Source organism: Peribacillus sp. FW305-BF15, assembly GCF_058783805.1.
Genome location: NZ_JBYSYV010000004.1, coordinates 123,756 through 147,338 on the forward strand (window position 1 = coordinate 123,756; position 23,583 = coordinate 147,338).

Annotated in this window: 19 protein-coding genes; 9 read left to right on the forward strand and 10 right to left on the reverse strand. The window is 45.4% G+C overall.

What is annotated here, in order from left to right; translation table 11 throughout:
* Window positions 1–95 precede the first annotated feature (95 nt).
* The 7 genes from AC3WLU_RS05530 to AC3WLU_RS05560 form a co-directional block, all read right to left on the reverse strand.
* Window positions 96–1,343 carry an amidohydrolase gene (locus AC3WLU_RS05530; RefSeq protein WP_492596938.1) on the reverse strand — a complete coding sequence of 416 codons (1,248 nt, stop codon included), beginning with the start codon at window positions 1,341–1,343 and terminating at the stop codon, window positions 96–98.
* Window positions 1,344–1,370: 27 nt separating this feature from the next.
* Window positions 1,371–2,621, reverse strand: a complete 1,251-nt coding sequence (locus AC3WLU_RS05535) for an amidohydrolase family protein (protein ID WP_492596939.1) — start codon at window positions 2,619–2,621, stop codon at window positions 1,371–1,373.
* Between the two features lie 24 nt (window positions 2,622–2,645).
* Entirely contained in the window at window positions 2,646–3,893 is a 1,248-nt protein-coding gene (locus AC3WLU_RS05540) for an amidohydrolase family protein (RefSeq protein ID WP_492596940.1), read from the reverse strand.
* A 164-nt stretch (window positions 3,894–4,057) separates the two neighbouring features.
* Complete coding sequence (locus AC3WLU_RS05545; protein WP_492596941.1) at window positions 4,058–5,623, reverse strand: glutathione ABC transporter substrate-binding protein; 1,566 nt, start codon at window positions 5,621–5,623, stop codon at window positions 4,058–4,060.
* 100 nt (window positions 5,624–5,723) lie between these two features.
* The gene (locus AC3WLU_RS05550; RefSeq protein ID WP_492596942.1) at window positions 5,724–7,223 is read right to left on the reverse strand and encodes a chlorohydrolase family protein; all 1,500 of its coding nucleotides are present in this window, start codon (window positions 7,221–7,223) and stop codon (window positions 5,724–5,726) included.
* A gap of 1 nt (window position 7,224) precedes the next feature.
* Entirely contained in the window at window positions 7,225–8,733 is a 1,509-nt protein-coding gene (locus AC3WLU_RS05555) for an amidohydrolase family protein (protein WP_413003336.1), read from the reverse strand.
* Between the two features lie 65 nt (window positions 8,734–8,798).
* Window positions 8,799–10,355 carry a glutathione ABC transporter substrate-binding protein gene (locus tag AC3WLU_RS05560; protein ID WP_278089367.1) on the reverse strand — a complete coding sequence of 519 codons (1,557 nt, stop codon included), beginning with the start codon at window positions 10,353–10,355 and terminating at the stop codon, window positions 8,799–8,801.
* 210 nt (window positions 10,356–10,565) lie between these two features.
* Between AC3WLU_RS05560 and nikC the strand changes: the two genes are divergently transcribed.
* From nikC to AC3WLU_RS05595, 7 genes are all read left to right on the forward strand, one after another.
* Window positions 10,566–11,468, forward strand: coding sequence for a nickel transporter permease (gene nikC / locus AC3WLU_RS05565; protein ID WP_063575165.1), 903 nt, complete (start codon window positions 10,566–10,568; stop codon window positions 11,466–11,468).
* Between the two features lie 12 nt (window positions 11,469–11,480).
* Window positions 11,481–12,401, forward strand: coding sequence for a nickel ABC transporter permease (gene nikB, locus AC3WLU_RS05570; RefSeq protein ID WP_144528792.1), 921 nt, complete (start codon window positions 11,481–11,483; stop codon window positions 12,399–12,401).
* A 12-nt stretch (window positions 12,402–12,413) separates the two neighbouring features.
* On the forward strand, window positions 12,414–13,436 hold the full coding sequence (locus AC3WLU_RS05575; RefSeq protein ID WP_063575164.1) for an ABC transporter ATP-binding protein: 1,023 nt from the start codon (window positions 12,414–12,416) through the stop codon (window positions 13,434–13,436).
* A complete protein-coding gene (locus AC3WLU_RS05580) occupies window positions 13,436–14,425 on the forward strand; it encodes an ABC transporter ATP-binding protein (protein WP_276306899.1) in 990 nt (329 codons plus the stop codon). The genes AC3WLU_RS05575 and AC3WLU_RS05580 overlap by 1 nt, the downstream gene beginning before the upstream one ends.
* 88 nt (window positions 14,426–14,513) lie before the next feature.
* The gene (locus AC3WLU_RS05585; protein ID WP_034304264.1) at window positions 14,514–15,278 is read left to right on the forward strand and encodes a sensor histidine kinase; all 765 of its coding nucleotides are present in this window, start codon (window positions 14,514–14,516) and stop codon (window positions 15,276–15,278) included.
* Window positions 15,275–15,973: a response regulator transcription factor gene (locus tag AC3WLU_RS05590; RefSeq protein ID WP_057278356.1), complete on the forward strand. Its 699-nt coding sequence runs from the start codon at window positions 15,275–15,277 to the stop codon at window positions 15,971–15,973. Before AC3WLU_RS05585 ends, AC3WLU_RS05590 begins: the two co-directional genes overlap by 4 nt.
* A gap of 3 nt (window positions 15,974–15,976) precedes the next feature.
* Window positions 15,977–17,302 (forward strand): sodium:solute symporter family transporter, encoded by a 1,326-nt coding sequence (locus tag AC3WLU_RS05595; protein WP_492596943.1) that lies wholly within the window; start codon window positions 15,977–15,979, stop codon window positions 17,300–17,302.
* A gap of 59 nt (window positions 17,303–17,361) precedes the next feature.
* On the opposite strand, the gene AC3WLU_RS05600 is transcribed toward AC3WLU_RS05595, so the two are convergent.
* Complete coding sequence (locus tag AC3WLU_RS05600) at window positions 17,362–17,949, reverse strand: NAD(P)H-dependent oxidoreductase (RefSeq protein WP_369315273.1); 588 nt, start codon at window positions 17,947–17,949, stop codon at window positions 17,362–17,364.
* Between the two features lie 120 nt (window positions 17,950–18,069).
* On the opposite strand from AC3WLU_RS05600, the gene AC3WLU_RS05605 reads away from it, so the two are divergent.
* Window positions 18,070–18,498 (forward strand): MarR family winged helix-turn-helix transcriptional regulator, encoded by a 429-nt coding sequence (locus AC3WLU_RS05605; protein WP_492596944.1) that lies wholly within the window; start codon window positions 18,070–18,072, stop codon window positions 18,496–18,498.
* A 91-nt stretch (window positions 18,499–18,589) separates the two neighbouring features.
* Here AC3WLU_RS05605 and AC3WLU_RS05610 read toward each other — a convergent pair whose 3' ends face one another.
* The gene (locus AC3WLU_RS05610) at window positions 18,590–20,047 is read right to left on the reverse strand and encodes a protein adenylyltransferase SelO (protein WP_492596945.1); all 1,458 of its coding nucleotides are present in this window, start codon (window positions 20,045–20,047) and stop codon (window positions 18,590–18,592) included.
* A 922-nt stretch (window positions 20,048–20,969) separates the two neighbouring features.
* Here AC3WLU_RS05610 and AC3WLU_RS05615 point away from each other — a divergent pair.
* Window positions 20,970–21,668, forward strand: coding sequence for an FHA domain-containing protein (locus AC3WLU_RS05615; RefSeq protein ID WP_268938455.1), 699 nt, complete (start codon window positions 20,970–20,972; stop codon window positions 21,666–21,668).
* A gap of 95 nt (window positions 21,669–21,763) precedes the next feature.
* On the opposite strand, the gene AC3WLU_RS05620 is transcribed toward AC3WLU_RS05615, so the two are convergent.
* Window positions 21,764–23,524, reverse strand: a complete 1,761-nt coding sequence (locus tag AC3WLU_RS05620; protein WP_492596946.1) for a hypothetical protein — start codon at window positions 23,522–23,524, stop codon at window positions 21,764–21,766.
* Between the last annotated feature and the right edge of the window lie 59 nt (window positions 23,525–23,583).

The following is a 23,583-nucleotide window of genomic DNA, read 5'->3' on the forward strand; positions in this document are numbered from 1 at the left end:
ACAGCATATAACATATGTAAATAAAAGTACACGGAAGCCGCCAAAAACGAAAAAGGAAATCCGGAAATATCCAGAAATCCTTTTTTGGTTCAGCCCTACCGTTCAATGGACTGCTTTTGTTTATATAGTGAACCGGAAACCAAGTTCCCCTTGTAAATGACCGCTTTACGTTCCGAACGCCTGGCAACTGCCTCTGCAGAACAGCTTGCGTCAATTAACACCAGACTTCCGGAATCCCCAACTTTCGGCCATGCCTGGTTACCCTTATCATCCAATGGGGTTTTTCCGCCAGTTATATATCCGAGTGTCCGGGAAAGCGAGACTTCATCAATCCATTTGAAACGTTCTGCGAGCCTTCCTGCCCTCTCCAAAATGTCACCATTCCCAAGAGGTGACCATACATCAAAGATATTATCATTTCCTACTGATACTTCAACCCCTCTTTCATGCAATAAATCAACAGGGGGCATCTGCCTGTTGATCGGGACACTGGTGACGATGGAAATCCCCGCCTCCCTAAGAATGTCAGCCAGTTCATAGGCTTCTTCCCTGGATACGTCCCCGATTCCGAACGCATGGCTTAATGCCACCCTTCCTTCCCAGCCCGCTTGCTTGGTCAGAGCTGCCAAACGTTTCATGGTGAACGTGCCCAGATGGCCGGGATCATGTAAATGCAAGTCCACATCAGCATTAGCTTCCACTGCTAAATCCATCAATTGCACGAGCGATGCTTCAATATTGTTATCGACAGTGGCCGGATCCACCGCCCCGACGATTCCTGCTCCGTTTCGCAATGCCTCCCTGACAAGCTTGACAGAGCCGGACCGCAGCAAACCGTGCTGCGCAAATGCGACGATTTCTGAACTGAGTCGATTGGAATAGCCAGCAAGCGCCTGCTGAACTTGCTCTAAGTTTTGCAAGCCCGCTTCCGGATAGATATCAACATGAGTCCGAATATGTGCAGATCCGGAAGCTAACAGGATTTCCAGTAAAGATTCTGCACGTTTACATGTACTTGTTGCAATGGAAGGCAGAACCCTCTTCTCATTTTCAAAGCGTTCAATGACACTTGAAGAAGGAGTGCACGCTCTCCAAGCATCCCCCATCAGCGTCTTATCAAGATGGACATGCTTTTCAATGAAGGATGGAAGCGCCAGCAATCCTTTTGCATCTTCCACTGGTAAATCATCACGTACGACTTCCCCATCTTTGACTATCTTCGTGATCCTGCCATCCTCCATCAACAGATGAAATAACCCGGTGATCGTTCCTGTAACTCTTTCATTCTCTTTTCGATAACCACATTCCAAACGAACATTCTTTAACCAATAGATTCTATTCATGATCTTCTCCCTTCTTGAACCATATCTTCAATTCGACTTCAAGGCAAATTCGCGATCAAGTCCGCCATAAACCAGGTTTCCATCGACCATGACCGCAGCCCGCGTCGATCTCCTGGCAACTGCTTCGGCAGCACATGATGCATCCACAAAAACCATAGTTGCGTCATTTCCCGCTTTCGGCCATAAACGATTTCCTTCATCGTCCAATGTCTTGACTCCGCCCGTAATGAATTGGAGCGATTGAGACAATGCATACTCGTCCTTCCAGTTGTACCTCTCAGCCAATCGGCCTGCCTTTTCCAGCATATCCCCAGTACCGAATGGGGACCAGGAGTCGTAAAAGCCATCGCAACCGAGAGCAACATGGACACCTTTCTCATGCAGTGAATCAATCGGGGGCATGACCCGGTTGATCGGAACTGTAGACATGATCGCTATCCCCATGTTTGATAATTCACTGGCCAGTTCATTCGATTCTCCTATTGAAACATCACCAAGTGCAAAAGCATGACTGATGGCCGCTCTGTTTTTCCAGCCTGCTTCATCGATCAAAGAAGCCAGTTTCTTGATCGTATATAAACCAAGATGACCGGGATCATGTATATGAATATCAATACCTGCATCAAATTCAACAGCCAAATCGACCATTTCATACAGGGAAGCTTCTATATTATTATCCACCCCTCCAGGATCAAGGCCGCCCACCAAGGACGCCCCTTCTTTCATCGCTTGTCTCATCAACCCTTTTGAATTCGTTCTTAGCAGTCCGTGCTGCGGGAAAGCCACGATCTCGTATGTCATTTTCCCTTTGAAACGATATAGGGCACGTTGAATCTCTTCCAAGTTCTTCATACCAATGTATGGATCGATATTTACATGCGTCCTTACATGTGTTGCTCCGCCGCTTAACAATAGTTGAAGCATCCGTTCAGCCCGGAGCTGTCCAGTTTCAGCCAGTTCTGCAAGCTCTTTTGCTTCTAATTTTAAGCGTTCGATTAAGTTCGGAACCGGAGTGCATGATTTCCATGGCAGTCCTAAATACGTCTTGTCGAGATGGTTATGCATCTCTTTAAAAGGAGGAAGTGCAAGCAGCTTTCTCGCGTCGTGAACAGGACCATCCGTTTTCAAAGGCATAGTTGAAGCCAATTGCATGTCCTCTATGATCCCATTTTTTATATACATGTTGTATGTAGCTGTTTTCGTCCGATCAATTCGTTCATTCTCAAAAACAAATCCACTATCAAGCGTAACGTTTGTAAGCCAGTATGCTTCATTCATCCAATCACTCTCTTTAATAGAAAATTAAACACCTGTCGTCTCAAAAGGTGAAATGGATCCACTAACAACATTGCCCCTGAAGATGACAGCTGCACGCTTTGCCCTTCTAGCCACCGCTTCCGCAGAACAGCTGGCTTCAAGCAACACGATATTCGCCTCATCCCCGACATTAGGCCATGCCTTGACCCCGTCTTGGTTTAATGGGGTCTTCCCTCCTGTTATGAATTGCAGGCTTTGCGCCAAGGAACGTTCTTCAATCATGCGAAACCTCTCGGCAAGGCGACTGGCCTTTTCCAGATTGTCCCCGATGCCAAAGGGTGTCCAATGATCAGTGATGCTGTCATTACCCAATTCCACTTTCACCCCTTTTTCATGAAGCAGGGGGATGGGGATCGTTCTGAAGATGGGCACTGTGGATGTAATCGATATTCCTGTTTCCGAAAACCTTTCGGCTATGCCCGTAGCCTCCGGGACTGAAAGATCTGCCAACCCGCTGGCGTGGCTAACCGTGACCCTTCCTTGCCAGCCTGCGTCTTCCGTCAGTGAAGCAAGTCGCTGCATGGTGAAGAGACCAAGGTGATCCGGATCATGTAAATGGACATCGATATCGGAATTGGATTCAACCGCGATATCCATGATCGTTTCAAGTGACCGCTCTATGTTTTCATCAATGGTGGCGGGGTCTACGCCTCCTACCAGATTCGCCCCATTCTTCATGGCCTCCCTTATTAACCGAACGGAATCGCTGCGTAAAAGTCCATGCTGTGGGAATGCGACGATTTCATATGTCAATTTATCCTTATAGCCTTCCAGTGCTTGAATGGTCGCTTCCAAGTTCTTCAGTCCGATGACGGGGTCGATGTTGCAATGTGTGCGTATATGGGTAGATCCGAAGTTCAATAATAAATCGAGCATTTTCTCTGCTCTGACTTTAGCGGTAGGCAATAATTCGGGCAGCAAGACCTGCTCTTCCTCTATCCGGGTTTTCACGCCATTAATGGCAGGCATGCAAGCCTTCCACGGGCCGCCATAATACGTTTTATCAATGTGGATATGCATTTCCTTAAACGAGGGAACCATCAGGAGACCGTGAACATCATGCTGCGGATCCTGATCCGTTATCGATTCCTTCGCCGATAAAATGGAAGAAATTTTCCCACTTTCAATCTTGATGTGGTAATTGCCGGTTTCAGTGCCGGTGATCGTTTCATTTTCATTATAAGTAAAACCATTTTCCAAGCGGACATTCGTTAACCAATACGATTGAGACATTACACTCACCCTTTCATTCCAGATTGACTATGCATCACTTTCATTATAGTTTTAAAGATCAACAAATAATTTCAGTATTTTTACTCGTTTTTATGTTATTTTTACTTATTGTTCCAAAGAAAAAGGCTCACCCTAATGGATGAACCCTTTCTTCTTATCTCACATCACTTGATCGTTACGTCATTTATCTCCAGGTAGCCTGAAGGGCTGATTGAAAATCCTTTTACTTCTTTGGCTACTGCAGCAACATTTTCTATGACCCTTACAGGAATGTACGGGGTGTCAGCCATTTCGATTTCCTGTGCCTCTACGTATAGTTCTTTGCGTTTCCCTTCTTCTTTTTCCTTCCTGGCGGCATCTATTAAACGATCAACCTTTTGATTGCTGTAAAAGAATGTGTTACCTGCCGCTCCCTGTGATTCCGTATGAAAAAGGTTATATTGATTATAATCAGCATCCCCGGTCGCGTTTCTCCAACTGATGATGAACATTTCCGATTGTCCTTTATTCACTTGTTCCACGAATGAACCGTACTCCATGACCTGCACTTTCAAATTAATCCCGATCCCTTTCAGTTGGGATTGAAGCACCTCAGCCAAGTTGACTCTTTCTTTACTGTCCATTGTCAGGATGGTCGCATCCAAGCCTTTTGAATATCCTGCTTCGGCCATCAGTTTCTTTGCTTCCTTTAAGTTGTAATCATAGGCTTCGAGATCTTCGTTGTACCCGAATACTTTAGAGCCCATCAAGGAGTTCGCCTTTACTCCCACATTATTGAAGACACCCTTTATAATCGAGTCCATCTCAATGGCATGGGCAATGGCTTTACGGACCCTTTCATCATTGAACGGTTCATTATTGACATTGAACCCTAAATATTCGGTACCATACCCTTCACTGCGGTAAACATCCATTGACGGTGATGATTCCACCTGATCCATGACCGCTACAGGAAGCGGCTCGGCGATATGCGCTTCACCGGTTTCTATCATCGATATCCTCGTGGAGTCTTCCGGGACGACCTTGAAGATGACCTTGTCCACTTTTGGCTCGTCTCCCCAATAGCTGTCGTTTTTCGTCAATGTGATTTCCTGGCCTGGGGACCATGAATCAAAAGCGAAAGGACCGGTTCCATTCGGTTCCTGGATAATCTTTTTGCCGTACTTTTCAATCGTTTTCGGACTGATGATTCCGCCTTCGTGATTCGCCAATATGGAAAGGAGAGGGGAAAAAGGCTCCTTCAGGATGAATTGCACGGTAAATTCATCAACCGGTTTCACCTCTTTCACCATATCGAATACTACCGCTCTGGGAGAAGCGACCGCCGGATCCAATAGTCGATCAAACGTCTTCTTTACCGCATCTGCATTAAATGGTGTGCCATCATGAAACTTTACATCTTCCCTAAGCTTGAATTCCCAGGTCGTGTCATTTATTTGCTTCCATTTTTCTGCTAGCATTGGCTGTATCTCACTATTCTCATCCCGCTGTACAAGACCTTCATAGATTTTATGGTGAGTGACGCTAGCGGCGTTAATCGTGGACATGAACTGCTGATCCAAGTTCTCAGCGTCGGATAGGCGGGCAATGACCAATGTACCCCCTTCGTTTGATGCTTTGTTCGGATCACTTTCTGTTGTGCTTACGTCATTGTTAGAAGAACAGCCTGTAATGATGATAGCCATGATCATGACTAGAAAAAGCTTTCCTGCCCCACGTTTTACCCCCATGGTCTTCTACCTCCCAATTTCATTTTTCGAACATTTATCTAATTATAGGAAATATTCTGACTATTTCTTTCGAATATCTTTACTATGTTTTTCATTTTCTTTACTTGTTTTCACAAATGGCTTCTGCAGCGCTTACCGATTCAACGACCTTGAATGATGGCTTAAACAATTCATTCTCGGGAAGCTCCTGATAGTCCCTTTCCATATAGCCTCTTCTCATCTTATTGAAATATTGCTGCCCCTTATATTTGATTTCCGTTAAATCAAGGTCGGGGATTATTTGATCCTTCATGACCACCTTTCCATTGATGATCGATAATTTAACGTCCCTCCCGGATCCGCTTGCGAACATGGTTCGAATCGGATCATCGATTACCCCCATATGGAAACCGTCCAGGTCAATCGCGATGATATCCGCCTTGGCCCCCGCAGCGATGCGTCCTAGATCGTTCCTGCCAAGAAAAGCGGCCGCATCCAGTGTGGCTGACCGGAAGAAATCGGCATAGACAGAGCCTTCCGTTTCTCCTGCCGCCAGCCGTGAGAGCATGCTGCCTGTCCTGACGTTCTGGAACATATCAGGAGGGAATGTGTCCGTTCCGAGGGCTATATTGATCCCAGCCCGTTTATATTTGGCAAAAGATTCTAACGCTTCCCCATGCCTCCCGATGATCAGAGGGCAATGGATCACCGTTGTATTCGTTTCCGCAAGCAGCGCCAAGTCATCACCCTGGCCATATTTTGCTTTACTGTATCCTGAAATAAAGTGGGCGTGCGGGATCCCTGTTCTTGGACCGAGAAAGCCAAGGTCATACAAATATCTGATCGGTGTAACATGATGGGCTTCCCAGATGGTGCTGAATTCAAAACTTCCTTGTGCTGCATGAAGCTTAATGGGTACATTCAATTTTTCGCTGTAATATTTAATCTGTTTTAATTGATCGGCCGTTTGAGACTCAATCCGTTCTGGAGCAAGCATCCCCCTGACCATGCCTTCATGGGCTCCATCGAACTTTTCCACAAACTCGACCGCTTTCCGTAACCCCGCTTCACCGGCTTTTTCATCCCAATGCAGTTTGATTTTCCCGTCAGGCTGGACGGCTCTCATTCCTGATTGGAAACTCGGGCCAAGGTAAATCCTTAACCCCAAGCCAGCGGCATGTTCTGCGGCAGCTGCCAATTCATCATAGGTTTCAGCCCAGCTTTTATAAAAGACGGAAGTAATGGGCATCGCCGTCGTCACGCCATGCAGTATGAGCTGTGAATAAGCATATAGTGATTTAAAAGCTTCTTCTTCCTTGGTCATTAATTCGGGATGTCCGCTTTTTATATAATTCTCCGACCAAAGAAGGTTTTTCTGTCTGTCGGCACCGGCTTCAAAATGTAAAATATCATGGTCAATGTCCCCTAATGCATTTAAATCTATGAACCCGGGACTGATAATCGCATGACCGGCATCCATTACCTCGTCCACTTCTTCTGGATAATTTTTTCCGACATACAAAATCGTGTCTTTTTCATAAACGATCTCCGCGTTTTCCAAAATGACATGATCGCACCCATCATACCCGATTACATATCTTCCTTTAAGTTTGGTTTTCATCTTATTCCCCTTTCACCATCGCGGCAGCGTCTTCGCGTTCGTCATATCGCTTTTCATCTACATAGGCCCTGGCATGGCCCCAGAAATATTTAGTCGGCTGCATATACTTTTCGAGCCCTGCACGCTTTATCGTTGAAAAGGCCTCCTCATTCGCTTCATCAAGCACTGTACTTTCATGGACCGTCCGTACATTCCTGCCTTCCATGATCAATTTCCCATCCACGATGACATGCTCCACATCATTCGCCACAGCTTGAAATACAAGCCGGTGAACATGCATGAATTCAGGGGTCAGGTGAGGCTGATGAAGATTGACCGTAATGACATCCGCTTTTTTCCCGATCTCGAGGGAGCCTATTTCATCATCCCAGCCAATGCATTTCGCAGCATCTATCGTGATCATTTCCAACAGCTTGCCTGGCGGTAAATAATAGTAGTCCCTAAGGGCGGCCTGGTGAACGAACTGTGTTTTCCTCATTGCCTGAAACATATCGAAACTTGTCGAAGGGGACGTCCCATCAGTGGAGATTGCCACAGTTGCACCCATCTCCAATAATTCAGTTATCGGGGTACGGGCATGAACCTGGCCAAATCCAGGTGATGCACTGACGTTGGTACCTGTTTCTGCCAGTATTCTTGCTTCATCGAAGGAAATGCCCCGACAGTGCTGTAAATGGACATCCGGACCCAATAGGGCATTTTCCTTATCCTGTATCGCTAAATGGATCATCCCGCCAAAGGCATCTGAGTGAATGCGTGTGTTATATTTCCTGGCAATCTCCCTTATTTTCTTCGCTTGATACAGGTCATGGTCGGTCAGCCCATAAAGCCTGTCAGGAGATGTCGGATTGGAGGGATCCACCGATGTAACGATAACAAATGGTGTAATGAAGGCTCTCGTGCGGTCCTCATTTTCATGGTTCAGCGCCTCGATCACCGCTTCGGCCCCCTGTAATACTTCTTCATAGGTAACTTCCTTTACCACTCTCTTTCCGTCGATCCATCGGCTGAATGAATGGGGCCATGGAGGATTGCAAGGACCCGTGCATACCACTTCCCTGATTCCCACTTCGGCGTATGCTTTTGCATGATTGATGGCGAAAATCGGTTCATCGGACCGCGGCATGGATCCTAACACGCTCACCCCAGTCGTCACGCCAGCCTTCAATCTCTCAAGGGCGGATAGCTTTCCTTCGTAATACCAAAACTCATCCGTTACAAAATGTTTGTACGTATTCGTCATGATCGGCATCCAAAAATCAATATTCTCCATGGCAATCGTTTTGAACATGGAATGTCCCCCATGCCCATGAACATCTATCAATCCGGGCAATATGCACTGATGGCTGCAATCGATGACTTTTACTGCCTCATACTTCGATTTCAGTTTTTCGGTCGCATCTACAGCTAAAATCCTTCCTTGATGTATGGCGACGGCGCCATCTTGCAGAATTCTCCTGTTTTGATCCATGGTAATGACGGTCCCATTGATTAGCAGTAAATCTATCATACTTTCCCTCCTAATTGAGAAGACAGCATAACATCCTTATGCTGCCTTCCTTTTGTGATGAATTCCTACTTCACGGTTACGTCATCAAGCATTAAATAATTTGCCGGATTCAGCCAAAGTCCTTTAACTGTCCCGCCATATACGGCCAAGTGTTCATAGTTACGGATAGGAACATATGGAACTTCTTCTCTTTCAATTGCCTGTGCCTTCGAATATAGTTCCTTACGTTTATCGCCATCCGATTCTTTACGTGCATTTTCAATCAATTTATCCACTTCCGGATTGCTATAGAATGAACTATTTCCCGCAGCACCCTGGGATTTGCTATTGAAAAGATTGAATTGATTATAATCTCCATCCCCGGTAGCATTGCCCCAGCCGCCTATCGATACCTGGTGCTCGCCCTTGGCTGTCGCATCAATGTAAGCCCCATACTCAAGGACTTGAATCTTGACCTTAATTCCAATTCCTTTTAACTGGGATTGAATCACCTCGGCCATATTGATCCTTTCCTTACGGTCACTCGTCGTCAGGGTAAACTCCAAACCATCCTTGACTCCCGCTTCAGTCAAGAGCTTCTTCGATTCATTAATATCATAGTCATAGCCTTTTATATCCGGATCGTAACCAAACACCTTTGGACTCATTGTTGAATTTGCCCTCGTGCCGACATCGTTATAAACCCCTTTGATGATGGAATCGACCTCGATGGCATGAGCGACCGCCTTACGGACCCTTACATCATCAAAGGGCTTTTTCTTAACATTGAAGCTTAAGTATTCAACGGCAAGTCCCTCTGTGCGATATAAATCCATCGTGCCCGACGCTTCGATCCTATCAATCTCCGTCACTGGCACTTGATCGGTCACATGCGCTTCACCCGTTTCAATCATCGCAATCCTCGTGGCATCTTCAGGGACCACCTTGAATACAACCCCATCAATCTTAGGCTTATTCCCCCAATAGTCCTTGTTTTTCGAAAGGGCGATTTCCTCACCAGGCTTCCACGATTTAAAAACGAATGGCCCTGTCCCAACGGGGTTTTGAGCCAGTTTGTCACTATTTTCCTTAATCGCTTTAGGGCTGATGATGCTTCCTTCATTACTCACTAAAATCGATAACAGCGGAGCATAAGGATATTTCAGCTTGAATTGTACGGTCGTTTCGTCAATCACTTTAATTTCCTTGATCATTTCCAATTTACCAGCCTGCGGAGAAGCTGTTGCCGGATCCAGTACCCTGTCGAAATTGGTTTTCACCGCTTCGGCATTGAATGGAGCTCCATCATGGAATTTGACTCCCTCCTGCAATTTAAACTCCCAAGTGACATCATCCAGTTGTTTCCACTCCTTTGCGAGCAGCGGTTTAGGATCCATGTTCTTGTCAGGAACGACCAATGTTTGATAAACCTTTTCATAAACGACGTTTGCAGATGGAATGTCTGTTATGAAATGGGGGTCAAGTGTGGTCGCGTCGGATAAGCGCGCGACGATCAGCGTACCTCCTTCTTTCGCTTTTTCTACTGTTTCCTTACTGCCGGTTTCTTCTGTTGCACACCCTGATAAAACGGATGAGATGCCTAATAAAGAAGCAAAAAGCAACCCAATCATACCTTTTCTCATTCTATTTCCTCCCTTTTTAACCTGCCTTTGTTTCTCCAAGTAACTTACAGCTATGAGTACATCGGGCTTACTGTAAATTATAAAAAAAAACCGAATTTTATATTTTCAGAATCTTTACTCTTTTTTTAATTATCTTTACTGCTTTTCCGCATCATATTTACTTCAATCCTTTTTTTGAATAAATTGAATGAAAGAAAAGGAGGAAATCCAATGAAGCCAGAGGTCGTCATCAATAATACCGAATTGAATGTAAAAGAAAGAAAATCTCCGAAACTAAGACACTGGAAAGCCTTTTATAAAAAATTCAAGCGAAATAAATTGGCATTGGTAGGCGGGTACATCGTACTTTTTTATATTTTATTGGCTATCTTTGCCCCTTTGATCTCCCCGCAGGATCCCTATGAAATTGATTTGGTCAACAAACTCCAGACTCCATCAGCCGAACATTGGATGGGTACGGATGATAAGGGAAGGGATATTTTAAGCAGATTGTTATATGGAACACGGCTTTCATTAACGGTTGGGTTTGTCTCTGTTTTCTTCGGGGCGTTCATTGGCATACTCCTCGGGTTAGCAGCTGGTTATTACGGGAAATGGATCGATACCGTCATTATGAGGATTGTCGATGTGCTGCTGGCTTTCCCGGGAATACTGCTTGCTCTTGCCATCATTAGTGCCCTTGGTCCGAGCTTGATCAATGTAATGGTAGCGGTCGGCGTCTTTTCGATACCGATGTTTGCCCGGATTGTACGGGGTTCCACATTGTCAGTCAGAAAGCTGGAATATATCGATGCCATTCGTGCTTTGGGAGCGACTGACTTCACGATCATATGCAAGCATATTTTTCCGAATATTCTATCACCGGTCATCGTACAAGCTACATTACGTCTGGCAACGGCCATTCTGTCGGCAGCCGGATTGTCATTCCTGGGACTGGGAGCCCAGCCGCCCTCACCAGAATGGGGAGCGATGCTGAGCAGCGGACGGGATTATTTGTTCAGTGCCCCCCACATCGCTTTGTTTCCGGGGATAGCGATATCAACACTGGTACTTGGTTTCAACATCTTCGGGGACGGACTTAGAGATGCCCTTGATCCAAGAATGAAAAAATAAGGAGGAGAGAAAATGTTCGTATTCATTATCCGGCGGGTACTTCAAACGATACCGGTATTACTGGGAGTAAGTCTTGTTGTTTTCCTCATCATGCAAATGGTCCCGGGAGATCCGGCAACACTGCTTGCAGGTGAAGGAGCGACCAAGGAAACGATTGAATCGCTGCGGCATGAGCTTGGCTTGGATCGTCCAATCCTCTATCAATATGTTGACTATGTCCTTCATGCCGTTCAAGGTGACTTTGGGGAATCACTCCGAAGCAGCCGCCCAGTTTTGGACGAAATCATGGTCCGCTTGCCCATCACCCTTGAACTGGCACTTGCCAGCATATTCATAACCGTTGTGCTTGGAATGATCGCAGGAATCATCTCGGCCACCAAGCAATACTCGGCAGCTGACATTTCCATCATGATCGTTGCTTTATTGGGAATCTCGTTACCTAGTTTTTGGCTGGGTCTCATGCTTATCTACTTCTTTTCCGTGAACCTTCATTTGTTTCCGGTTTCAGGTTGGGGAACATTCAGACACATGATTCTCCCAGCCATAACCCTCGGGGCCGGCGGAGCGGCCATCGTTGCCAGGATGACCAGGTCGAGCATGCTTGAAGTCGTTCGCCAGGACTATATCCGGACCGCGAGAGCCAAGGGATTGAAAGAATATATCATCATTTATAAACACGGCCTGAAAAATGCACTCATCCCCGTCATTACCGTCGTTGGCCTCCAGTTCGGTGCACTCCTTGGAGGCACGGTATTGACAGAGTCCGTTTTTGCCATCAATGGACTTGGAAGATTGATAGTCGATGCAATCAGGACGAGGGATTTGCCGATGGTCCAAGGCGGGGTCCTCATCGCTTCCGTCATCTTCGTATTCATGAACTTGGCAGTGGATGTCCTCTATCGGTACTTTAACAAAAGAATAGACTTGAACTAAGGAGGTATGATGATGAATCAGGATGCTGATAAAATACTGGAGGTAAAAAATCTGCAGACCCACTTTTTCACTGATGAAGGAACGAGTAAAGCAGTCAATGGGATCAGTTTCTCCCTCAATAAAGGGGAAACGCTTGGAATCGTCGGGGAGTCGGGAAGCGGGAAAAGCATAACATCGCTCTCATTGTTAAGGCTCATTCCATCGCCACCCGGCAAGATTGCCGGCGGCAGCATCCTTTTTAAAGGGGAGGATCTGCTTACAAAGTCTGAAAAACAGATGCGGTCCATACGCGGGAATGAAATTTCGATGATTTTTCAGGAGCCGATGACGTCATTGAATCCCGTATATTCTGCGGGCGAGCAAATTGCGGAAGCGATCCGGCTCCATCAAAAGCTGGGAAAAAAGGAAGCATGGGATAAAGCCGTCGACATGCTTCGGCTCGTCGGGATCCCTTCACCTGAAAAGAGGGCAAAACAGGAGCCGCATGAGCTAAGCGGCGGAATGAGGCAAAGGGTCATGATTGCCATGGCACTTGCCTGCCACCCTGAGGTTTTAATAGCAGATGAACCTACAACAGCACTGGATGTGACAATCCAAGCCCAAATCCTCGAACTGATCAAGACGCTGCAAAAGGATTTCGGGACGGCTGTCATTTTGATTACACATGATTTGGGCGTCGTATACGAAACCTGTGATCGGGTCGCTGTCATGTACGCAGGGAAAATTGTTGAATACACCTTGGCCAAGGAAATATTCACAAACCCTAAACATCCTTACACCATTGGTTTATTGAACTCCCTTCCCCGTCTGGACATGGACCAGGAAGAACTGACCACAATTCCCGGGACCGTTCCAAGCCCTTACAACATGCCCAAGGGTTGCAGCTTCGCTCCCCGCTGTGCACATGCCAAGAGCATTTGTGAACAAGCCGTACCGGATCTCCAAGCCATCGGCCCAAGCACGGAGGTCAGCTGCTGGATGTTCACCCCCCAATGGGAAAAGGCATATGAAGCTCAAGAGAAGGTGGGGATTTAATGATGGGTGTACAAGCTGCAGAGAAAAAGGTTCTGCTTAAAGTGGATCAATTGAAGCAATATTTTCCGATAAAGGGTGGATTTTTCGGAAGGACCATCAATCATGTAAAAGCCGTTGATGACATTACCTTCGATATCAAACAGGGTGAAACCTTAAGCATCGTCGGCGAATCCGGCTGCGGGAAATCGACTACCGGAAGGGCCATCCTTCGATTGGATGAACCGACGAGCGGGAGCATTCACTTTCAGGATAGGGATTTACTGAGTTTAGGCAAAAAAGAAATGCGGCGTACCAGGAAGGATCTGCAGGTTATTTTTCAAGACCCCTTTGCCTCCCTCAACCCAAGACAGACGATCGGCAGAATTCTCGGGGAAGCTTTGGCAATCCAAAATGTAGTCCCTAAAGAAAACCGGAAGAGCCGGATTGAAGAATTATTGGGACATGTCGGGCTGAGACCTGAATCCATGGAAAGATACCCGCATGAATTCAGCGGCGGCCAGAGACAGCGGATCGGGATTGCGCGGGCTCTGGCCGTGGACCCCAAATTGATCATATGTGACGAAGCTGTATCTGCACTGGATGTCTCCATTCAAGCGCAAGTGCTGAATTTATTAAAATCCTTGCAGCGCCAATTCGACCTTACCTTTCTTTTCATTTCGCATGATTTAGGTGTGGTCAGACATATCTCGGATCGGGTCATGGTCATGTATCTCGGAAAAATAGTCGAAATAGCCGATAAAAAGTCCATTTTCGAACAGCCGCAGCATCCATATACAAGGGCATTGCTATCGGCCATCCCAGTACCGAATCCTGTACATGAAAGGGAACGGATCCTATTGACGGGTGATGTCCCGTCACCCATCGACCCGCCAAACGGCTGCCGCTTCCATACACGGTGCCCGTTTGTACAGGATATCTGCAAAACACAGCTGCCCGAACTGAAACGATCGGCACAAAACCATCAAGTGGCTTGTCACATTGTGTCTTAAGCTGTAGATTTCCGGAGGGGTCTTTAGTATGATACTAATAAACAGAATCATTCAAGTTATTTAAAAATATAACAAGCAGAGGTTCTCCATGCTAAGTTACGAGGGATTCACGTTAATTATCATGCTCTTCATTTTAGCTCCCATCATGGGAGCTATCGCTCTTTTATTTCTATTCATATTCGAGAAAAGGATCGATCTTCTTGAAAATAAAAACAAGGAGATCCGTCTGGAGCAAGCACTGCAAGAAGCACAATATAATAAATTGAACCAGCAGATCCAGCCGCACTTTTTGTTTAATACCCTGAATGTCATTCTGGGCTTGGCCCGCCTGAACAGGACGGCAGAATTGATACGGGCCTTAGAGGCTTTTTCGCAATTCCTGAAATTCAAGTATAAAGCATCGGAACCATTGATCCCCCTTTCCCAGGAAATCCAGTATACCCAGCATTATCTCGACATCCAGACCCTTCGCTTCGGTGATCGGCTCAAGATTGATATGGAGTGCCCGGAACCGTTATCAACCGCACTGGTCCCCCCCTTCATTCTCCAGACCTTGGTGGAGAATTCATTTAAACACGGGTTGGAAAAAAAAGTGGGTGAAGCCCTGCTGCATATCCGGTTCTACCTGGAATCGCAGATGGTGTATCTGGAAGTGGCGGACAATGGATTGATGGGAAATGAATCTTCCGTTACGGACGATGGCGGCCATGGCCTCGATAATATCCAAAAACGTTTATATTTGTATTTCAATGACCGTGCACAATTACATATAGCTTCCAATGAATCGGGAACAAAGGTAGAGGTATCATGGCCGCTGGTTTTTGATAGGAAAATGGAGGAGGCGGAGGAATGAATGTATTATTAGTTGATGACGAACCATTGGTCCTTGAACAAATGGAATATATGATTCAGTCCATTTACCCTTTTTGGAAATTTCACAAAGCTGCTGATGCCTGTCAGGCACTGACCCTCAACCAAAATCATAAAATCAACCTCGCTTTCCTGGATATTAATCTGCCGGGGCGATCGGGTCTTGAATTTGGTGAAGACCTAAGGGCGCTGAACAAAGAAGTCGAAATCATCATGGTGACCGCGCATCAAAGTTTCGATTATGCCCAGCAATCCATCAGGATAGGCGTGGTTGATTATTTAACGAAACCTGTAATAGAAAGCGATTTGCATAAAGTCCTTGCCAAGTATGACAAAAGGGAATCTTCCCATAACTATTCAACGCTTATTCACCATTCGCTTTCATTCATTCATGAAAACTATGCCGAAAAACTCTCCCTTTCGGACATCGCCCGTGAAGTGCATACCAATCCGACTTATTTAAGCAGGAAATTCCATGAAGAAGTCGGCACTTCATTTTCGGAATATTTAATGCACTATAGAATAAAGGCCGCAAAAAGGGCCTTGACCAATAACACCAGCTGGAGCATATCAGACGTCGCTGAAAAATCGGGTTTCAATAGCCAGCATTATTTCAGCACTTTATTCCGGAAGATAGAGGGAATCACGCCCAAGGAGTTCCGCGAGAAAGGAAAATGAACATTGCGATCACGTACATTTCAAGAATACGTACAAGGCCCCATTCAAGTCGGGATGGGCTTGGGGATCATCTCCCTCCTGGCACGCTGGGTGACAGGCACCACAATATTATCCTCCCCTGAATCGATGGTGAAGTATGGAGTTTTCGGAGGGATCGGATACGCCCTGATGGGAGCGATCGCCCTGTTCATGTTCAGCTTCATCGGGAAGAGGGTCCGGCAGGATTTCCCCGAGGGCTTGACCATCGGGGACTATTTAAAAGCCCGGCTCCATCCCCTCGGATATTGGATATTGATCGTGATCCTGGTCATAACCAGCTTACACATTTTATTCATTCAGGGAATGGCCGCGTCCACCCTATGTCAGTTTCTTTTCGATACGCCCCTCTATGTCGGGCTGTTCTTTTTTTTCGCTTTCTGTGTCCTTTATGCTGGATTCGGCGGGTTAAAGCTCATTCATGGATTCGCAGCTTTTCAGGTCATATCCATGTTTGCCGCAGTTATCTTGATTCCTTTATACTTTTTCGTCAAGGAAGGGATTCAGCCTGTTTATGATGGGATTCGTTTATACCATCCATACATGCTCGTAATCAATAAGTATGATTTATGGCGTTTTCTTTTTGCAGGACTTCTTGTCGGGTTCGGCCAGTTTTTCTTTGACCTGACTTCGTGGCAGCGATTATTCATGATAGAAATGAAAAAGGTTCGATTGACATTCTCTTTATCCGGCCTTATATGGATCATATTCCCGCTCTCCTTTTCATCCCTGTTCATCATGGTAATCTTTACGGGCGGCTTCACTGATATACATTCGATTCTGGCTGGATTGGCAAATAAAATAACGACACCATTCTTTTTCATCCTTTTTGTGCTCTGCGCCATCAGTGCAATCACCTCAACCTTCGGTGCCTGCCTGCATTCATTGGTAAGCCTGATCGTAGCCAATATTCTTGAACCATTACAAACAAAAAAAAGCGACCAGCAAAAAATAAGGATGGCCTGCCTGCTTTCGATCTGTATTGGAGGATTGGTTTTCGTTGCCACACTCTTCTATTCCCCAAACCTATTGGAGCTCTTATTTTATTCAGGCAATATATACTCGGCATTGCTGGCTCCAATCCTGGTTATCGTATTCAGTAAAGGAAAAGTCGCTGATTACATACCGATAAGCGCGGTCCTGGCGATTGTGGCTTCATATATCATCCAGCCTCATGTAAGTGAATTCCAAAGCATATGGTTCAGCGGATTGGCTTCATTGACGATCCTGTTGATTTGTACGATCCTTACCCTTATCAAGAACAAATGGAGGATCGTGAAAACAAAACCATGAATACGGCCACCCCCCATTCATTATGCATGAATGGGGTTCTTCTTTAATCTCGTAAAAACTTAGCTAGCCACCTTCCTGAAATACCGATAAACCTTTTCTAGCTTTTGCGTTTGTTTCCCCTTTGGGCTTTCCATATTACCGAATTCGAAAAACTTCACCTTCTTGATTCCGACAAAATTGAATAGTGCTCTTTTCATCAATATTTTATGCGCATCATTCAACCAGAGAAGCGGATACTTTGCAGGTCCCTTCATCGTGGACACACATACGACCGACTTTCCTTTCAGAAGGCCTTCCGGGAACAAGCCCTTTTTATCCCTGTAGGCAAAATTCGCAGAAAATAATTGATCGATGTATCCCATCAGCATGGCCGGTGGCCTCCCCCACCAGATCGGATAGACAAAGACAATCTTGTCGGCCCAAATAATTTGATTTCTATATTTTTCAAACTGAGGATCACGATGCATATCACGCCTTCGTTTATGCTCATTGAACTCCAAGAGCGGATTGAAGCCCTCTTCATATAAATCCAAGACCTGCAGCCCCTTTATGTTCGGGTTCTCCTTACTTCCCTTGACGACTTTTTCTAAAAAAGCATAGCTTAGGCTTTTATGATTTGGATATGTGTAGATGACCAGCATGTTCATGACGTACCCCCTATTTACTTATCATTTGATAACAATCATATAACACCATCTTTTTTATTGTCAAATGATAATTGTATTTTGATAATATTTTTGATATCTTCTCAGTAAGAGGTGAAAGTTATGGACAAAAAAGCTCTTTTTGAAAAAATGGTCACATTTACAACTTCCGTACATCAAGTGACACACGAATTGACACAAAACGCCAAATCCGATTCCATCACGCCGGTACAATATAAAATTCTTGAATATATAACCGTCAGTCAGCCTGTCACACCAAGTGAAATCAGTGACTGTCATCATATCTCCATGCCTAACACGAGCCGTGAACTGAAAAAATTAAGCGAAAAGAATTTAATTGAAAAAATAAGTGATTCGGAAGATAGACGGAAACAATACATCCGCCTCTCCAAAGAAGGGGAAATGATGATGAACGAGGCTTTTGCAATCGTGGAATCCTGTTTTCAAAGCCGGCTGCAACATGCATCAAAGGAAGATTTAGCGGAGATTGACCGTGCCCTGGACATTCTTCAAACAAAACTTTTTTACTGATGAACACAAAAAGGGCTCCCGCAATTGAAGTTGACGAAGAATCGACTTCAATCGCGGGAGCTCTTACATTATCTCCATGCATGTTTTATTATCAGGTACCGCAAAAAGTCCGATAAGGTTTTGTTGACTCAGGCAGTGCGGCGTATTCTGCTTGTTTTTCGCAGTGTGCATAAGGATTTGCAAGAACATTCAACAGCCGTTCCATCACGCTGTAGTCCTCTTGTTCCACTGCCGCCTCCAACGCCTCTTCCACCCGGTGGTTCCGCGGAATCACTGCAGGATTGCTGTTCTGCATCAACTGATTCGAAGACTCTTTCGATTCCTTCTGCCTCCCTAGCCTCGCCTGCCAAAGCTCCTGCCACTGGGCGAATTCCGGTGTCCCGAAAAGGACCGTATCCTCCATTTTATCAAAGGTCAGAGCACGGAAAGTATTGGTATAATCGGCACCATGCTTCTTCATCATACTGAGGATGCCATTAACAAGGGCCTCATCCTGAGTCTCTTCATTGAATATCCCCAGTTTCGCCCTCATTCCCGCTAACCAATTGGAGTGATACAGATCATTAAAAACGGAAATCTTATCTTGGGCCAGTGTAACCGCCTGATCCTCGTCATCATGCAACAGCGGCAATAGGGATTCGGCGAACCGTGCAAGATTCCAGCCTCCAATTACCGGCTGGTTTCCATAGGCATAGCGACCTTGCCTATCAATTGAACTGAATACGGTTGCAGGGTCATAGGCATCCATGAAGGCGCAAGGGCCATAATCGATGGTTTCCCCGCTGATCGTCATGTTGTCGGTGTTCATCACTCCATGAATGAAGCCGACCAGCTGCCATTGGGCAATGAGCTCAGCCTGACGCTTGACCACTTCCTGCAGCAGTGAAAGATAACGGCCTTCATCTGCTTCAATGTCTGGAAAATGACGCTCAATGGCATAATCGGCAAGTGTCCGGAGTTCCTCGATCGTGCCCCATTTTGCAGCAAATTGAAAAGTTCCGACACGAAGATGACTCGAAGCCACACGGGTCATGATGGCACCAGGCAGCCCTGTTTCACGGAGCACCGTTTCACCGGTCGTCACCACTGCCAGACTTCTGGTGGTAGGAATGCCGAGCCCGTGCATCGCCTCGCTGATGATATATTCGCGCAGCATCGGTCCAAGTGCAGCCCGGCCATCGCCCCCGCGGGAATATGGCGTTCTTCCTGGACCCTTCAGCTGGATATCGACCCTACCGCCTTCTGGCAACACCTGCTCGCCAAGCAATATCGCCCGGCCGTCCCCTAACATGTTAAAATGACCGAATTGATGCCCAGCATATGCTTGGGCAAGAGGCGAAGCACCTTGCGGGATCTCGTTTCCGGCAAACACCGCCACACCATCTTCGCTTTGCAGCGACTTCATGTCCAAACCAAGAGAATCCGCCACACCCTCATTGAGAATGATCAACTCCGGTGAACGTACAGGAGTCGGGTTCGTGCTCGTGAAAAACTTTTCCGGTAGACGTGCATAGCTATTGTCTAAATTCCATCCTGTTTCATTAGTCATGGTTTCTCCTTTTCTTATTTTGACTTTTTTATAAAAGATATTTCGCTCAAGATTCAGTTAAAACACGCGATAAAACTAAGTTGCAGTCCATTTTTTAATGTCTGCTTCTAACAATTAATTATACCTTTTTTGCATAAAAATGGCTCTTTTAAAGTCGTGTTAAATGATTTCATAAACCGATTGCGGTTCCTTAGAATGAAATAAAGCAGGTACCCTTAATGGGTTCCTGCTTCATACTGTAGACAAACCCGATGAAAATCATTCCACCCGAGGCACTGGCTTTACTCCTGTGGGGCCTTCCCTCGATGCGCTTATCCCGCAGAAGTCTCGCGCCTTCCGTTCCAATCAATTTTGTTATGAAACATTATGCATCAAAAAAGCCTGCCATTGATTCGGCAGGCTTGTTTCTTCTCTTCTTATTGGTTCCGTCCTCCACCCATTCAAGGATATGCTTAATTCAGTAAAGTCAGGCTGATAAAGGCAATGCCAAATATACAGTACAGAATGAGGGTAAAGGGCTGGGGAAAAATAATATATACGATCATACTGATGATCATCAGCAGGATGCTGAAGGCATTTATCCTATCTCTCCACATACTCACCTTTGGTCAACTCCTTTTCCACAAGCGTAAGGTACATTTTCATCGCAAACTTCTTCCGGTGCTGCCTGACCGGCTTTGAGGAACCACTTCTCCCACAGTCAAAGCGAACATCAGCAAAAATAGAGTTTCTTCTTCATCCTTCGTTCCTCTTTGTTATAATGGCTGTGTGCCTAATTTGGATTTTTTTCATTTTTCGTTAGTAAGTAAGCGACTGATAATTTATAATTATAAAATTGAACCCACTAAACAGCCATGTAGCCAAAATGATAAATTCATGAAAATAATTTAAATTTTCAGATTTTTTAAGGGGTATGAAGTGAATGATCTATAAAACTTTCAAGGTTGTATTGAGGACCATGCACAAAGGCCAAACCGAGGAATTCGCCTATGTATATGAAGGGAAAAGCCTGCTGATCGGACGGGCAAGCCAGCACTCCAAAGCTGATTTCAGGCTTTACAATGACTTTGTTTCCAGGGAACATTGCCGGATTTATATGGAGGAAGGGCAGCTCCTCATTGAAGATTTGGCAAGTAAACACGGCACCTCCGTGAACCAGATGCCGCTCGTACCGGGCAATCCCTGTCACATTGAACCGGGGGATTCGATTACGTTGGTCAATGGATTGATTGAATTCATAATCTCCATCGACAACGATTTAACAATGGATTTCACGCCGGTGAACCCCGCCGAATTCCTGCAAACCGTCGCTATCAATGAGCACCTTCAGACCGTGATCATCAATGAAGAAGCACCCATTAAAATGCCGACCAAGGAATTCAATTGCTTTAAGCTGCTATATGAAAATTTGGACAATCTTATTTCAAAGGAAGAAATTGTCCAACAAGTCTGGCCAGAGCGAGTCGGGGATCCCGAGCAAATTGTGACGGCAGAGGAAATCGCTTCACTTCTGTATCGCGTGCGGAAACGGTTAAATGGGCACTTTGCCATAAAAGCCGTCATTCAAAAGGGATATTATATGGAATCCATCCATTCATTCAATTTATCGGACTTATCATGACAATCATTCGAAAACATGAAAAAAGCATTGTGGATAACAATGCTTTTTTTCATGTTATATTGGATATGGAAAGTGTATATGTCCACGGTCCATTATCAATTCTTTGGCAAATCCAGATTAGTGAATTCATCGACTGGAACGATGTCTTCTTCCATATCCATCACCTTCAGCACAACCCGGTCTCCTACATTCGTCAACACCACATCAGATAGCGCATTGACACCTGGGTCCACCGAGAACCTCTTGGCATTGCCTTCGACGATTAAATGGAATACGTATCCATTCGAGAGATTGGCATCATTGATCCTCATTACCTTCCCCTTTATTTCTTTCATCTCAAATCCCTTTTGAGGCGTCACACCGTTCACCTTCCCTAATGAGGCAATCAGCTTTTTATAATTGCGGAAAGCTTCGTCTTTCGTTTTCCCAAAGACCACTTGGGGATTATCGCTATTGGCGTAAACGATCGCCACACCTTGGAACTTGCTGCCCTTTGTAACCGGAATCACATATGTGGGAGCACCGTAGATCGTATAGAAAATTCCATTAGTGGCTTTCCACCCTGGATATTTGGACAAAAACTCACTCGCATTGGCGTTGGATTTTGCTTCCTTTCCAGTCAGAACGGACGTGACGCCTTTGTAGTATGTCATTTCACCGGTTTTGGCATTGAAAACACCATAACCTACAAGGGTTTTGGAGTTGCCTTTTGATTTAGCCCGGGTAAAGTCCACTACATAAATCAATTCGCCTTTTTCGTTAAACGTAACCTGCATATTATCCTCATTAGGAATCAGGACATCTTTCTTCGGCCCAATCAGGGACTGGTTTTTCCAACCATGAACATATTTTCCCCAGTAAGTCCAATATTCCAGGGCTGTTTCCAATGTGAATGTCCGATCTACCCATTTAGGTTCTTTTCCTTTTGGATAGTAATTCGTGTCCCCCGTTTCCGGATTCACCAATACCACCCCGTCCACCACGGGACCGCTGCGGTATTTCAAATAATGTCCGACTGAAGCTACGAAGAAGGGCTTTCCATCTTCATTCGGTTCCAAATATGAATCATGGATGATTTTATTCGGATATGCCTTGCGGATGGTCCTTTCCAAATCATGATCAAGGTACTGTGAGGGAGCATACAGCATCTTCCCTTTGACAGTACTTGCCCCTTTATCCGTCGATATGGCGGAAATCAGATTATAACCTGGCGTGTATTCCGCTTTCCCGGCTTTTAAAAACCCGTCCATTTCAATGGGTGATGTATAAGCCAATTCATCATTGATATTGGTCAGACGGTATTCGCCTTCAGTGAAATATGATGCATTTTCTATTTTATTAATCGCCGCATCGCCTTTTGCGTCAGCCATTTTCACTGTAACGAGCGGCATGGTTTTTATATCTTGAACTTCTTCCAGCTCTTTTTTCTTATCGACCTTCGCCAATCCATGCAGATCTGCGGCAAAAGTGAGCGGGTAAAACAGCATGATGACCCATGCGGCAATCAACACGACACCCATCAAACTGTTGAAATGTACGTTCCAAGGTGTTTTTGGCTGCTTTGCCGCTTCATTTCCCCTCCGATTCCGTCGGGTGCTTGAAGATTCAGTGGCCCTGTACATATACATGCTTGAATCGATGATGAGAAAGAGCCCGAGAATAATGGCAAAACACGAAAAGAATGCAGCGGCAGTAAGATCCAGCAGCATGATATCGATAACGAAAAACAATATCGCAGCAGAAACTAAAAGTCTCAGCACTTGTTCTATGAAAAAAGGTATATCTTTTTTGGTGATGGCGTTCGTCCATCTCTGCGGAATCAAGGAAAGTCCCAATATGGCAAATGGTATTTTCATTAAAATTCCTTTTAAGATGAAACCGAGTAGTGAAAGTATCATGGTTTGAAAAATCTCTC